At 70.0% G+C, this 13,503-nt stretch carries 11 protein-coding genes and 1 pseudogene; 7 read left to right on the top strand and 5 right to left on the bottom strand.

Annotated features, from left to right (window positions below; translation table 11 throughout):
- A partial coding sequence (locus tag FNH08_RS28500) for a toll/interleukin-1 receptor domain-containing protein (protein ID WP_322725618.1) occupies positions 1–906 on the bottom strand: 906 nt, incomplete at its 3' end.
- 112 nt (positions 907–1,018) lie between these two features.
- On the opposite strand from FNH08_RS28500, the pseudogene FNH08_RS28505 reads away from it, so the two are divergent.
- Positions 1,019–1,842, top strand: a pseudogene (locus FNH08_RS28505) (IS5 family transposase); the annotation flags it as partial.
- Between the two features lie 118 nt (positions 1,843–1,960).
- Here FNH08_RS28505 and FNH08_RS28510 read toward each other — a convergent pair.
- A complete protein-coding gene (locus FNH08_RS28510; RefSeq protein WP_152774409.1) occupies positions 1,961–2,350 on the bottom strand; it encodes an ArsR/SmtB family transcription factor in 390 nt (129 codons plus the stop codon).
- A gap of 116 nt (positions 2,351–2,466) precedes the next feature.
- On the opposite strand from FNH08_RS28510, the gene FNH08_RS28515 reads away from it, so the two are divergent.
- From FNH08_RS28515 to FNH08_RS28530, 4 genes are all read left to right on the top strand, one after another.
- Positions 2,467–3,771, top strand: coding sequence for an MFS transporter (locus FNH08_RS28515; protein WP_152774401.1), 1,305 nt, complete (start codon positions 2,467–2,469; stop codon positions 3,769–3,771).
- A gap of 212 nt (positions 3,772–3,983) precedes the next feature.
- Positions 3,984–4,514, top strand: coding sequence for a hypothetical protein (locus tag FNH08_RS28520; protein ID WP_152774402.1), 531 nt, complete (start codon positions 3,984–3,986; stop codon positions 4,512–4,514).
- A 238-nt stretch (positions 4,515–4,752) separates the two neighbouring features.
- Positions 4,753–5,355 carry a hypothetical protein gene (locus tag FNH08_RS28525; RefSeq protein ID WP_152774403.1) on the top strand — a complete coding sequence of 201 codons (603 nt, stop codon included), beginning with the start codon at positions 4,753–4,755 and terminating at the stop codon, positions 5,353–5,355.
- A 131-nt stretch (positions 5,356–5,486) separates the two neighbouring features.
- Complete coding sequence (locus FNH08_RS28530; RefSeq protein ID WP_152774404.1) at positions 5,487–6,191, top strand: class F sortase; 705 nt, start codon at positions 5,487–5,489, stop codon at positions 6,189–6,191.
- 33 nt (positions 6,192–6,224) lie between these two features.
- Here the strand turns inward: FNH08_RS28530 and FNH08_RS28535 are convergent, their stop codons facing one another.
- A complete protein-coding gene (locus tag FNH08_RS28535; RefSeq protein WP_152774405.1) occupies positions 6,225–7,676 on the bottom strand; it encodes a WGR domain-containing protein in 1,452 nt (483 codons plus the stop codon).
- A 188-nt stretch (positions 7,677–7,864) separates the two neighbouring features.
- Here FNH08_RS28535 and FNH08_RS28540 point away from each other — a divergent pair, with 188 nt between their 5' ends.
- Together FNH08_RS28540 and FNH08_RS28545 are read left to right on the top strand one after the other, a co-directional pair.
- Positions 7,865–9,247, top strand: coding sequence for an SMI1/KNR4 family protein (locus FNH08_RS28540; RefSeq protein WP_152774406.1), 1,383 nt, complete (start codon positions 7,865–7,867; stop codon positions 9,245–9,247).
- A 457-nt stretch (positions 9,248–9,704) separates the two neighbouring features.
- Positions 9,705–11,048, top strand: a complete 1,344-nt coding sequence (locus tag FNH08_RS28545; protein ID WP_152774407.1) for an ABC transporter ATP-binding protein — start codon at positions 9,705–9,707, stop codon at positions 11,046–11,048.
- Between the two features lie 36 nt (positions 11,049–11,084).
- On the opposite strand, the gene FNH08_RS28550 is transcribed toward FNH08_RS28545, so the two are convergent.
- Together FNH08_RS28550 and FNH08_RS28555 are read right to left on the bottom strand one after the other, a co-directional pair.
- Entirely contained in the window at positions 11,085–12,029 is a 945-nt protein-coding gene (locus FNH08_RS28550) for an endonuclease/exonuclease/phosphatase family protein (RefSeq protein WP_152774410.1), read from the bottom strand.
- A gap of 99 nt (positions 12,030–12,128) precedes the next feature.
- Positions 12,129–13,503: HEAT repeat domain-containing protein (locus FNH08_RS28555; protein ID WP_322725622.1), on the bottom strand; the 1,375-nt coding region annotated here is incomplete at its 5' end.

A 13,503-nucleotide genomic window follows, 5' to 3' on the forward strand; every position in this document is an offset into this window, starting at 1 on the left:
GTCGGAGCGTTGGGAGCGGTCGGAGCGGGGGGAGCCGTGGGAGCGTTCGGAGTCGTGAAGGCGGCGCAGCAGGCGTAACGCCTCGGGTCCGGGCAGATCACCGTTCCTGGCGTCGAGGTACCAACTGCTGGCGAGCAGGTAGTTGCGTTCTCCGCGTAACAGGATGGGGAAGAACTCGCGGCTGTGGCGCTGCCCTTCGAGGATCTCCCGCGTGACGTCCTCGGACTCCTCGGCCTCGGGCGACATCAGGACGACTACCGCAAGGGCCTGCCGGAGCCGCTGTCTGATCGTCCAGATGTAGTCGTCGCCCCACTTGAGGTGTCCCAGGGACCATACGGGCAGGCCCGAACCGGAGAGCTGGTCCACCAGCCGCTCCCCGTAGGCGGCGTCGGCGCGGGCGTAGCAGACGACGAATGCGGGCTGCGCGGACTCGGTGGGCGGCCGCTGCGTCTGCGGACGCGTGAGATCGAGCAATGCACTGTCCGCGCGGGCCTTGCGGACCTGTTCCTCGCCGCGCAGGACGCCCGCCAGCTCGGCGGCCTTGGCATCGAACGCGGGCCCGCTCAGCTTGCGGAAGTCCACCCAGACCCGCGTCGCGGCGAAGTCGGGAACATCGGCACCGCCGCAGAGCACAGGGATCAGCCGCAGCCCGCGCCTGGCCGACGCCTGCACAAGCGCGGCGTATTCCTGCCGCGCCCACGGTTCGGTCATGGTGCGCGGGCCGACGACCTGGATTCCGTGCGTGGACGCGCGGATCGCCTCTTCGAGCTCGTGCACCACGATGTCGCCCGGCCGCAGGCTGCATCTGTCGAAGAAGACGCGCACGCCATGTGACTTGAGGCGCTCCGCGAGCCTACCGGTCCAGTCACCGTCATCAGCCGCGTAAGAGATGAATACGTCATACACCGCGTTTCCCCCGCAAGAACGCACAGTGATTGCGCTGTGACCCTCCAGGATAACGAGAGGGGCGGATATGGGCAGTAACAGCGGCTAACACAATGAGGTGTATCGCTCCTGGTTGCCGTGTCCGGGGCGGAAGTTGAGCGTTCGGTTCGCTGTGGGGACGTCACCGTGGATCGTGTCGGATGAGTTGTGGGATCACCTGGAGCCGCTGCTGCCGCAGCGTGAGCGCAGGTTCCGGTAGCCGGGTCGCAAGCCGTTGCCGGACCGGGAGGTGTTGTGCGGGATCTTGTACGTGCTGCACACCGGGATCCAGTGGGAGTACCTGCCGCAGGACCTGGGCTTCGGCTCGGGCATGACGTGCTGGCGCCGTCTGCGGGACTGGAACGAGGCCGGCGTCTGGCAGCGGCTGCACGAGGTCCTGCTGGCCGAGCTGAACGCGGCCTCCCGGCTGGACTGGTCCCGCTGCGTGGTCGACTCCTCCCACGTCAGAGCGCTAAAAGGGGGATCCACACGGGCCCCTCGCCGGTCGACCGAGGCCGGGCCGGCTCGAAACATCACCTGATCACCGACGGGTACGGCACCCCGCTCGCGGTCCTGCTGACCGGGGGCAACCGCAACGACGTCACCCAACTCCTGCCCCTGCTCGACGGGATCCCGCCGGTCCGCGGCCGGGTCGGCCGTCCCCGCCGCAAGCCGGACTCGCTGTTCGCCGACCGCGGCTACGACCATGACGTCTACCGCGACCAGGTCCGCGCCCGCGGCATCGTGCCCGCGATCGCCCGCCGCGGCACCCCGCACGGCACCGGACTGGGCACCTACCGCTGGGTGGTCGAGCGAAGTTTTGCGTGGCTGCACGGCTTCCGCCGTCTGCGCATCCGATGGGAACGGCGAGCCGACATCCACGAAACGTTCCTCAAACTCGCCTGCTGCCTGATCACCCACCGGTTAGCCGTTGTAAGACGTACACAGATCCGTGTTGCACCGGTGCCGGGTCTCGCCGCCCGCTCCATGAACCAGCTCGGCAACTCGTTCAGGGAGCCACGCCGCCGGTGTCAGATCAACCCGTCGAGGCCCGGTCAGGAACCCATGCCGCCACGAGGCCGAGCAGACCGGGGAAGCGGGCGTTGAGGTCGTCGACGCGGACGTGGCTGCGCCGCTCCAGACCGTACTGGCGCTGCCGGGTGACGCCTGCCTCACGCAGGGCCCTGAAGTGGTGGGTGAGGGAGGACTTGGGGCGGTCCAGGCCGAACCATCCGCACGAGTGGTCGAACGCCTCTGATTCCAGGAGGAGTTTGCGGACGATCCCCAGGCGCAGGGGGTCGCTCAGGGCTCCCAGCACGGTCTCCAGTCGCAGGTCCTCGACCGCCGGCTCGGGCAGGGGGTCGGGCAGACTCTCGGGCTCCGGCCGCACCTTGATGACCGGCACCTCGTTCGCCGTCGAAGACATCGAAGACGTCGAAGACATGGACAGCTCCTCACCACCCGAATCCCATGTACGACTCCAATCGTACTGGATGTTAAGTTCGAATGGAGTCGTACTGAGCTCGCTGGAGGGAGCGACCCATGCCCGAAAGTCGAACGGCACCCCCGGAGTCGGTGGCCGCGCAGGAACACCCCACGACAGGCCACCGGCCCACATTACGCGACCAGCCCACGGCAGCCGCACGGCCCGAGCGGCGCGCGTCCTCCGCGCCCACCTGGTGGGTGTGGGCAGCCGCGTGGCCGGTCACCGCCGTGTTCGTCCTGTCCAACGCGGCGACCCCGCTGTACGTGCTGTGGCAACGCGACCTCGGGTTCTCCAAGGGCACGCTGACCGTGGTCTTCGCCTTCTACATCGTCGGGCTGCTGGGCTCCCTGCTCGTCTGCGGCGTCGTGTCCGACCGGCTTGGGCGCAAGCCCGTGCTGCTGCCCGCTCTCGCCCTCGCCCTGGCCGCCTGCGTGATCTTCGCGACGGCCACGACGGTGGCCGCGCTGATCGTGGCCCGGCTGTTCACCGGGATCGCCGTCGGTGCCGTCGTCTCCGCGGGCATGGCCGCCGTGACGGACGTGGCCGGCCCTCAGCGCAAACGACTGGCCGCGCTGCTGGCCTCCTGCGCGATGGTCTTCGGGGCGGGCCTGGGACCACTGCTCGCCGGGGTGCTGTCGCAGACGCTTCCGGCTCCCACGGTGACCGTCTTCATCGTCGAGATGGTCCTGCTGGCCACGGCGGTCCTCGCCGTGCTGCGTATGCCCGTGCGCCGTCCCACGGCGCCTGCGAAGGGGGCCTGGATGCGGGTGCCCGGAGTCCCGCACGGCAGCCGACGGCACCTCGCCCTGGGCATCGCGGTCTTCGCGCCCGGCATCACCGCGACGTCCTTCGTGCTGTCGCTCGGCCCGTCGCTGCTGGCCGGGCTGCTCGGCGCCACGAATCGGATCGTCTCCGGGGCCATGGCGTTCGCGATGTTTCTCGCCGCGACCGGTGTGCAGTTCGCGGTCCAGCGGATGCGTCGGCGCACCATCCTGACGGCGGGAGCCGTCAGCACGGCCCTCAGCATGGTCACGCTCATCGTAGCCGTGCACGCGTCGTCGGTCGCCGCACTCGTCGCCTCCGCCCTGCTGGCCGGCGCCGGCCAGGGCATGGGACAGCTCGGCGGCCTCTCCCTGCTCAACTCCACGGTCTGCCCGCAGCGGCTCGCCGAGGCCAACGCCGCGCTCAACGTGGGCGGTTACGTCCCGGCCGGTCTCCTTCCGGTGACGGCGGGCTACCTCAGTGACGCCGTGGGGCTGACCGCCGGGGCGACCGGCTTCGCCACGGTCCTGATGAGTCTGGCCGTCATCGGCGGGCTCGTGGTCCTCGCCGGCCACCGCCGGATGCCCGAGCCCTCGTGAACGCCCGAGACGTAACGGCCCAGCAGTCGCCGAGGAGCCCCCTTACAACCCTTCGGCCGCTCCACGGGTCTCACCATATGTCCGAAGCGTTCCGCGGCTATACGGAAGTCGCCGCTTCGTGAAACGGGGATCCGCGCTGACCACGCATGGCATCTCTGGTCGTTCCCCGCTTCACATGACGTGCCTGACCACAACCAGGGGGTTCTCACCACATGCGTTACCTCAAGACCGCCGTCGCAGCGTTGGCCTGCGCCTTCGCACTCATCCCGGCCGGGATCGCGTCCGCGGGGACGGGACCGGCGCCCGCACCGGGCGCACGCGGCACCACAGCGACCACGTCCACCGCGCCGTCCCCGGCCGGGAACCCGGCGAGCCTGCGGGCGCAGGCCGCCGGGGTGTGCGCGGACGCCTACCAGATCGGCACGACCGGGTACATCAACCGTGCCGGCAAGACCATCGCCTCCGTCAAGCAGTTCTACTCGCCGTCCTGCGCCAAGAACTACGGCTACGTCTGGGTCTGGCAGAGCTTCCGCGACGTCGCCGGAGACTACGACGTGACCGCCGCCGTCTACAGCTACTCGCAGGACGAGGTCCTGGGCAAGCGTTCCTGGACCAACACCACCGCCCAGGAGTTCTGGTCCAACGGCACCAGCACCGTCACCGAATGCACGGCCGGGACGGGTTCCGTACGCAGCGCAGGTGATCCCGCACCCGTTTCGGGCCACTCCAGCAAGCGCTGCTGAGCCCACCCGAGGATCTCTTCGCCTTACCTCATCGTGGTGCCGTTGAGGCGGAAGCAGGCGCGGCCAATCGGGTCACACTTCCGCCTCAATCACCCGAAGAGCTTACGAAGTAACTCGAATGCGGAGTTCTCCGGTGGTGAGCGATCGAAATCCCGCTGAGGGTAATCACGTCGCTACTGCGAACCAGTTCCAGCCGACGCCGTGTCGGCTACGCAGTCGTGGCGAAAGGGGTACTCCCATGCGCATTGCCCGGACAGTGTTCGTCTCCGCCGCGATAGCCGCGGCCGTCGCGATTTCCGCTCCCGCTGCGAACGCCGTGACGGCGGCCGGTCCCTGGGCGTCGACCGACGGCACTTCCTACGGCAGCGACGATCATGACAAGTTCATGGACGACGACCACGGCAAGGAAGAGCACGGCAAGGACGGTCACGACAAGAAGGACGACTTCGGCAAGGACGACTTCGGGAAGGAGCACTTCGGCAAGGAGCACTTCGAGAAGGACAAGCCGAAGGGCGGCGTCCACGCCGGTAGCGGCGGCCTGACCATGAACGTCGCGAAGGACGGCGATCACGGCAAGGAAGAGCACGGCGGGTTCGGGGACGACCACGGCAAGGACGGGTTCAAGGACGACCACGGCAAGAAGGACGACTGGGAGCACGGCAAGAAGGACGACTGGGACCACTTCGGGAAGGACAAGCCGAAGGGCGGCGTCCACGCCGGTGGCGGTGGCCTGGCCGGGGCCGGAAGCAGCGTCGCCGCAGGCTCCGTGCTGCTGCTCGGTGGCCTCGGGGCCGGTGCGTACGTGCTGCGGCGCCGCAACGCGACGGGTCCCGCTGCCTGATCTCGCTCCCCTCGCAGTTGCTGCGCTGTCGCGGCCGTCGTCACCTTCTGAGGGGGCGACGGCCGCGGCCGCGGCGTTTCACCGACGCCACATGCCTCACTGCCGTCCCGTTCACGAAAGGGCACCGCCCCATGGCAGCAGCCCCGCAGCCGCCCCAGCCGAACCAACCTCAGACCAAGCCTGTATCCCCCTCCCTCACACGTGCTCTTCGATGGCCCGCGGTCGCGGCGGGGCTGGGCGCCCTGCTCATCCACAACTCGATGGAGAGCCAGGCAGATCTCAAGCCTCAGAGCCGCCCCGCGGCGATCGCCCCGGCAACCCCCAGGGCGACTGCGTCTACTGCGCCTAGTGCGACTGCTGAGCCGGCGCTGCCTCGTTCTGCGCCGGAGCGGCTCTCGATTCCCGCGATCGCCGTGAGCGCGCCGTTCACGGAACTGTCCATCGGCGCGTCCGGACAACTCGACCCACCACCCGCCGACGACAGCAATCTCGTCGGCTGGTTCCAGGACGGGGCGTCGCCCGGCGAGCGGGGCGCATCGATCGTGGTGGGTCATGTCGATACCAAGACCGGACCGGCCGTGTTCTCCCGGCTGGGGGCACTCCGGCCCGGAAGCATGGTGCGCATCATCCGTGCGGACAGGACGGTGGCCAACTTCAAGGTCGACTCGGTCAAAGCCTTCAGCAAGGAGGACTTCCCGAACGATCGGGTCTACGCCGACACGCCTTCGCCCCAGCTTCGCCTGATCACCTGCGGCGGCGCCTACAACCAGAGCACCCGCGAATACGAGGAGAACGTGGTGGTGTTCGCCCATCTCGACTCGGTACGTCGCGCCTGAGCAGGGTGCACGGCCGGGCTTCGCCTGTCCGGGTCACAGCAGACGCCGGATGTCGCCGCGCACCCGGTAGAAGCCGCCTGCAGCCGTGTGCAGGGAGTCCACGACATAGCGCGCCCCGGGCTCCCGTATCGCGCGCGGGAACTGGACGTTCATGGACGCGTCGTAGCCCTCGGACACCACGTGCACACGCAGGCGACCGCCGTCCTGCACGCACTCGACGACGACCGCCCCCGCGGGAACGTGGGCGACGCTCGTCACCGCGGCCACGGCCGTGGCCGGTGCGTAGGTCGGCAGGGCCGCGGCGAGCTTGACGTCGCGCGCCACCGGCACCGTGCCCTGCTGCGCGGCGGAGATGGCCGCCTCGCTCGCGTCCACGCACACCAGCGAGCCGTCCGTGGTCACCAGGTACAGCCGCTCGTCGCGGTACTGCATCGACAGTGCCGAGCCGTCGCCCGTGCCCAGCTTCCACAGGCGAGTGCCGTCGCGGTCGAAACAGTAGACGGACGACGCCGCGTCACCGGCGAAGACGAAACGCCCGCCGGGCGAGGTGGCGCACGAGTACACCGCGCTGTCGCACGTGTAGGTGGCCTCGACCCTGCCGGTCGTCTTCGACAGCCGCTGGACCAGGCGGTGGGCGGTCGCCGCGTACACGGCGTCGTCCTCCTGCCAGCCGAACAGGACGCCGCCCCGGGTGGGCGTGTGCCACAACTCGCCGCCGCCGTCAGGCGCGTAGGCGGTGACGCCCCGGTGGTGGCCGTGGTACACGGCCTGGTCGTCGGCGCGGACCATCCAGGCGTGCTCGCCCTGACTGCGGCGGGCCCACTGGTGCTCGTCCTCATGGTCGATGACGGTGAGCCGACCGTCGCGGTCCGAGACGTTCAGGATGCCCTCGTGGATGTCGAGCCAGAAGATGTCGACGTCCGCCGCGATGTCGTAGGCCGCGAACGGCAGCTTCGAGGACAGGTCGTAGACCTTGCCGTCGTCGCAGCCCGCGTAGATCCAGAAGTCGTCGGCGACGAGGCACTTCACACCGTCAGGCAGGCTGAAGCGGGCGCGGACGGCACCGTCGTGGTCCAGGGTGTAGACGTCTCCCGCCTGGTTGCCGACCCAGCAGTGCTCGTCATCGACATGGATACCGAACGCCGAGGAGCCCGTCCGGAACCGCCAGACCACGGGGGCCACGGCGCGCGCGGTGGACGGAACCGACGCCACCTGACGCCGGGTCACCGCCCGCGGTGCGCGCTGCCCGGGGACGGCCGGCGCGTACCCCTTGCGGACCTTCTCGCCCACCTTCTTCGCGGCGGCGGCCCGGGCCTTCTCCGCCGTGGGGAACGTCGTCGTCTGCACCTGCCCCGTCGCGCCGATCCGCCCGTACCGCACCGTCACCACCACACCGTCGACGCGCACTTCGTAGAACTTGTGCGCGCCGCCCCCTTCCTGCGACAGCTCCAGATACGTCGTAGACACCACGGACCCCGCAGACATGGCAGACCCCTCCCCAGGGTGGACCTGCGGCTTTTCCGGCAGGTCCCATTGCCCAAACCATAGGAGGAGGCACTGACAATCGCCCGGATGCGGCCGAGCCGGCCACCACAGTCGAATGCGCGTACGTTCGCCTGGTCGTCCGTGATAATCAGCTTCGCCACCTTCACCGCGACAACCGGAGGACACCGTTGCCATCGCTCCATGAGTTCCCGACGTGGGAGCCGCTACTGAGGCTCCTGTGGGCCGGCAACGCGGGAAGCCTTGCCGCTCCGGGCGGCCATGTGGCGGGCCAGATCAGCCACTACGGGTGGAGTCTGCCTCTGCAGCGACGGATCCCCCGGCCCGGACAGGCGGCCCAGGTCGAGGACATGCAGGACGAGTTCGACGCGGTGCAGCGGATTCAGGGCGCGCTCGCCGACATCGGCGCCGACGGCATCTCGTTCACGGCGGAGATAACGCCCGCCGGGAGGACCGTGCTCCACCTGATCAGTCCCGGCCCCGCGGTGGAGCCCGGCATCGGCGGTCCGCATCCGGGGTCACTCCTCCTCGTCGAGGACTCCTTCCCCGAGCCCTGGCGCCGGCTTCCCGATCCGGTACCCAGGGCGGTGCCGTCCCCGTCGGTGGATCTGGCGTCGCTGGAGCGGACCCTCCGCGAGCGGGTTCCCGGTGCCATCGGCGCGACCGAGGCGGAGATCGCCGCCACGGAAGCCCGTCTCGGGGTCGCGTTGCCCGACGAGCTCAAGGTGCTCTACCGGGTGACGCGCGCGCGGTGGGAGGACTGGGGCGAGGACCACACGGTGGCGGATCGCGTCTTCAGCGCGGTCGGCTGCGAGCTCTTCCCCCTGGACGACCTGTACATCGCCGACGCGCCGTCCCGTCCGTGCCCGTGGCGGTTCGCGGCGATGGAGGCGGTCGTCACCCCACCCGACGCGGCGGTTCAGGGACTGGTCGGCTCACCCGGCTGGATAGCCTTCGGCGACAACGGAGGTGGCGACCGGATCGCCGTCGACCTGACTCCGGGCCCGCGCGGACACACCGGGCAGATCATCATGCTCAACCACGAGGACAACATCGGCGCCGACCACCTCGCCGACTCCCTCACCGATCTGGTGATGAACGGGCGCAGTCCAGGGCACCGCGGCCGTCGCGGTGCCCACCCGCCCGCGGTGGCCAGGGTCAACATCCGAAGCCTGAGCAGTGTCCAGGCCGCCGCCCACCCCGGGTTGGAGGTCCTGTCCATCGGCGTGTGGGAGGGCGAGCCCCTCAGCCTCACCCCTGTCACCGGGCTCCCTCGTCTGCGTACCCTCACCGCCTACCCCGGTACGCTCGCCGACCCGCTGCAGATCGCCAAGCTGACCGGACTGGAGTTCCTGGAGCTCGGGCCGGAGGACTGGCGTGTCCTCCTCGATGCCGAAGCCGTCCCTCGCGGCCTGTCCGCCGCCGCCATCGAGGTGCACGGCTCTCCGCATCCCCTCCCGATCGTGGCACTCGCCAACGAACTCCTCGCCCTCTGGGGCCGCCCCCCGATCACCCAAACCATCCTCGAAGGCCACCTCGGCCCCGGGACGTAGCCGACTGCGGCGGCCGGCGCATTCGCGGTCACACTGCCGTGCTCGGGGCGGATCGAGGGCGCCCGTGGGACCCGCCGTGCGCGGTCGAACGAGTCCACCGCGGACTAGATGATCTCCGCCGCCTCGGCCAGGCCCCAGCCCTCCAGCCGTACGGCCCTCTTCACACCGCGTCCTCCAGGCCGGCCGAGCGGATCGTCCTGGAGGAACGCCCGCGAATCCGCCCACCGCCATGCCGGGGCCCGCCAAGCCCCGGACGTGCGGAACCGTGGCGGAACCGCGGGCTGAATCGGGCAGTCCGCTTTCTCAGCTGCCGGGACGGAACCATCTGATCGCGGCAAGGTCTTCCCCCGGAGGTGTGCGGTCCGTTAATTTCCGTGACTCACAAGTCCCGTGCGACCCGCCCGGGACCTCCGACAGCGGAGCATCAGCGATCAGCAAGCCCTCGGGGGCATCTGCCATGACACGCGCCATCTCTCTGCACGACGTGAGCAAGGCCTACACGCGGGGCGTCCGCGTGGTGGACCGGCTCTCGCTCGACATCGCGCCCGGCGAGTTCCTCGTGCTGCTCGGGCCGTCCGGTTGCGGCAAGTCCACCGTGCTCAGGATGATCGCCGGGCTGGAGGAGATCACCGAGGGCGAGCTGCTGCTCGACGGCGAACACGCCAACGACCTGCAGCCCTCGGAGCGCTCGATGGCGATGGTGTTCCAGAACTTCGCCCTCTATCCGAACATGACCAGCCGCGGCAACATCGGCTTCCCGCTGCGCGTCGAGAGCCCCGGCGACGACCCGGGCCCCCGCGTGGACGCGACGGCCCGCATGCTCGGCATCGAGGACCTCCTCGACCGATACCCCCGTCAGCTCTCCGGAGGCGAGCGCCAGCGCGTGGCCATGGGCCGGGCCATCGTGCGCCAGCCCAGCGCCTTCCTCATGGACGAACCGCTGTCCAACCTGGACGCCAAGCTCCGCAACCACCTGAGGGCCGAGATCTCCACGCTCACCCGCAAGCTCGGCGTCACGACGGTGTACGTCACCCACGACCAGGCCGAGGCCATGTCGCTCGGCGACAGGGTCGCCGTGCTGCGCGGCGGTGTGCTCCAGCAGGTGGGCACCCCGCGCTCGGTGTACGCCCTGCCCCGGAACGTCTTCGTCGCCGCCTTCATCGGCACACCGCGCATCAACCTCCTGCGCGCCATGGTCCGCGCCCCGCTCGGCGGCGCGATGTCCATCAGCCTTGGCCGTCAGTTCCTGCGTCTGCCGGAGCCGCTGTCCCTGGACCACCAGATGCTGCGCGTGCAGCAGGGCCGGGAGGTCATCGTCGGGCTGCGCTCCGAAGCGATCCGAATCGCCAAACCCGCCGCCGCCAGGCCCGGAGAGGTACCGATCACCGGGCTGGTGGAGCACCTGGAGTTCCAGGGTCACGAGGTCCTCGTCCACTTCAACACCGGCTCCCAGCCCGCCGTCGTACCGGACCTGGAGGCCCCGCACCCCATCCGCACCGTCCGTCGTCGACGTCGTGAGGGTTCGGTCCTGGACCGCATCCGGGAGCGCGCGGGCGCCCTGCGCGCGGGCCCCGTGGTGGTTCTCGACCAACTCCACGACGTGGAGCCCGGCCCGCCGGCACCGGTGGTGCAGGAGAATCGCCTCCCCGGTGACCTGGTGGTTCGCACGACCCCCGACTTCCAACTCCGCCACGGCATGCAGGTCCCCCTCCTCGTCGACCTCGCCCACCTCTTCGTCTTCGACCAGCACGGCGATCGCGTCAGCCCGGCTCCGGCACGGCTGCCGGACCTGGACGAGTGATCTCCTTCCCCCTCCCCTCTGACCCGATCTCAGCGATCAGCGATCAAGTCTGATGCCCGCGGCGACCGGCAGGTGGTCGCTGCCGGTCGTCGGCAGCGTCCGGACGTCGGTGAGGGTGGCCGAGCGGGCCATGACGTGGTCGATGCGGGCTACCGGAAAGGCCGCCGGCCAGCTGAAGGCGAAGTCCCGCCCCGCCGAGTCCATCCGTGAGGTGACCGGGGCCAGCCCGCGGTCGTCGACCGTGCTGTTGAGGTCCCCCAGCAGGATCACCCTGTCGAGCCTCTCGGCTGCGATGGCGTCACCGAGCAGGCCGGCGCTTTCGTCCCGCCGGCCCGCGCTGAGGCCGCCCCATCCGATGCGGACCGAGGGCAGGTGAGCGACGTACACCGCGATGTCCCCCCAGGGCGTACGTGCCGTGGACCGCATCCCACGGCTCCAGTCCTCCGGGATCCCCTCCGGCCTGATGTCCAACGGCCGGATGCCGGACAGGGGGTGCTTCGACCAGATTCCGACCGTTCCCACGACCGCGTGGAAGGGGTAGTCCGAGACCAGGGCCGTCTCGTAGACCGGCAAGGCGGAAGACGTCAGTTCTTCCAGAGCCACGAGATCCGGGGCCGCCTCGATCAGGGCGGCCGCGGTGCCCGCCGGGTCGGTGTTCTCGTCACTGACGTTGTGCTGGACCGCCACGAAGTCCGGTGCACCACCGTCGCCGGTCTCCAGCCGCCCGCCGAAGAGGTGCACCCAGACGGCTGCCGGGAGCAGCAGGGCCGGCAGCGCGATCGTCGAGCGGCGCAGCAGCGCCAACACGAGCAGCAACGGAACGGTCAGGCCGAGCCAGGGCAGGAACGTCTCCAGCAGACTGCCGAGACGGCCCACGGTGTTGGGCACCGCGGAGTGGAACGCCAGCAGGCCCGCGGTCAGTACGGCGAGCGACGCGAGAACACGCCCGCGCGCCCAGGGTGACCGGTCTGCCGCGCCCATGGCCCAACGCCGCCAGTCGACCTGCCGCACACGCCGTCGGAAGGCCACGGCCTTCGACGCCGACGCCACCCCGCCGTTGTCCCGCTCCACGCCGCGTCCTCAACCTTCCATGGCGGTGGGCCACGCCTGCGGGTTCTCCTTCCGCCACTTCCAACGCCAGAGCGCGTCGACCCGGTGGTCGTGTTCGAAACCGTCGCCCAGGGAACCCACCCGCTCGACCGCCTTCTCGGAGCGAGGGTCGTCGCGCACGACGAGACCGTAGGCGGCTTCCAGACGCACGAGCTGGTTGTCGTCGTCGGTCAGAGCCGCCAGGGCGTCGGCCACGGCGGGCGTACGGTCCTGTGAGCGGACCAGTCCCTCCGCTGCCCTGCCCCGAACGTCGGGATCCGGGTCCTCGGTCAGGAGGAGCAGTGCCTGGATGATCTCGGGGAGGAGGTCGTCGTCCCGCATGCCCGCCGAGCACGCTTCCATCCGCACCCGGGCGTCCGTGTCGCTCAGCAGGGTGCGCAACGCGGTTTTCGCCTCGGGTGACCAGGAAGCGTCCTTCGGGGTGAGGACGTAGGGCACTTCGCGGCGCACCCGGGGATCGGGGTGGTGGGCGTGGAGGAGGCCGATGGCTTCCTTCCGGGGATGCTTGTACGCGATGAAGCCCTCGAGCAGGTTGGCGAGCAACCCGCCGTCCGTTTCATCGGCCGCCCAGGCGGCCAGGAGTTCGCTCTCCTTCTTCTCGTAGTAGCTGGAGCCCCAGTAGACCAACGCTCGCAACCGCACGTAGTGCGCCACGAACCGGCGGTGCGCCAGGGCCGGGTGGTGGCGATGGGCCACTACGGCCGACCAGGTCTCGAAACTGCGGCGATCGACGAGTACGGAGAGGACCGCCGACCAGTTCACATGGTCATCGTCCGACCGGCTGACGGCACGGGCGAGTAGTTCGTCGACGGGTGTCAGGATGCGGAAGGCCCACTCCAGTGCGGTCAGGATGGCACCGTGCCCGGCCCGTACGACGAGTCCGCCGAGCGAGACCTGCTCGACCCAGGCGTACTCGTCGTCCTGGACGCGGATCGTCACGGCGCTCCCCGACGCGCCTGTCCTGCGCCGCAGTTCCTCAGCCGCGCCCGTCTCGTACCAACTCCGAGCGAGGGTGAGGAGCTGTTCCCGGTCGGACTCCGGGAGCCGCAACCTGGGTTCCTTGCCGAGCACCGCGGAGAAGACCGCCCGGGAGCCGGCGTCAAGGGCACGTCGCAACGGCGTGGTCCCGTCCGGCAGCACCCGGTCCGGGTCGGCTCCGCCGTCCACCAGTGCTTCGGCAACCGACGCGTCGTACGCCGTCACCGCCGCGCACAGCAGGGGCAAGCCGTTCGTGTCCAGCGCGTCCGGATCCGCGCCCTCTTCCACCAGGGCCCGCACCGCCTCAGCATCCCCCGCCCGAACCGCCGCCACGAGACGACCGTCGAGTTCCCCCTCGCCCATGTCC

This window comes from Streptomyces spongiae (assembly GCF_009377185.1).
GTDB lineage: Bacteria > Actinomycetota > Actinomycetes > Streptomycetales > Streptomycetaceae > Streptomyces > Streptomyces spongiae.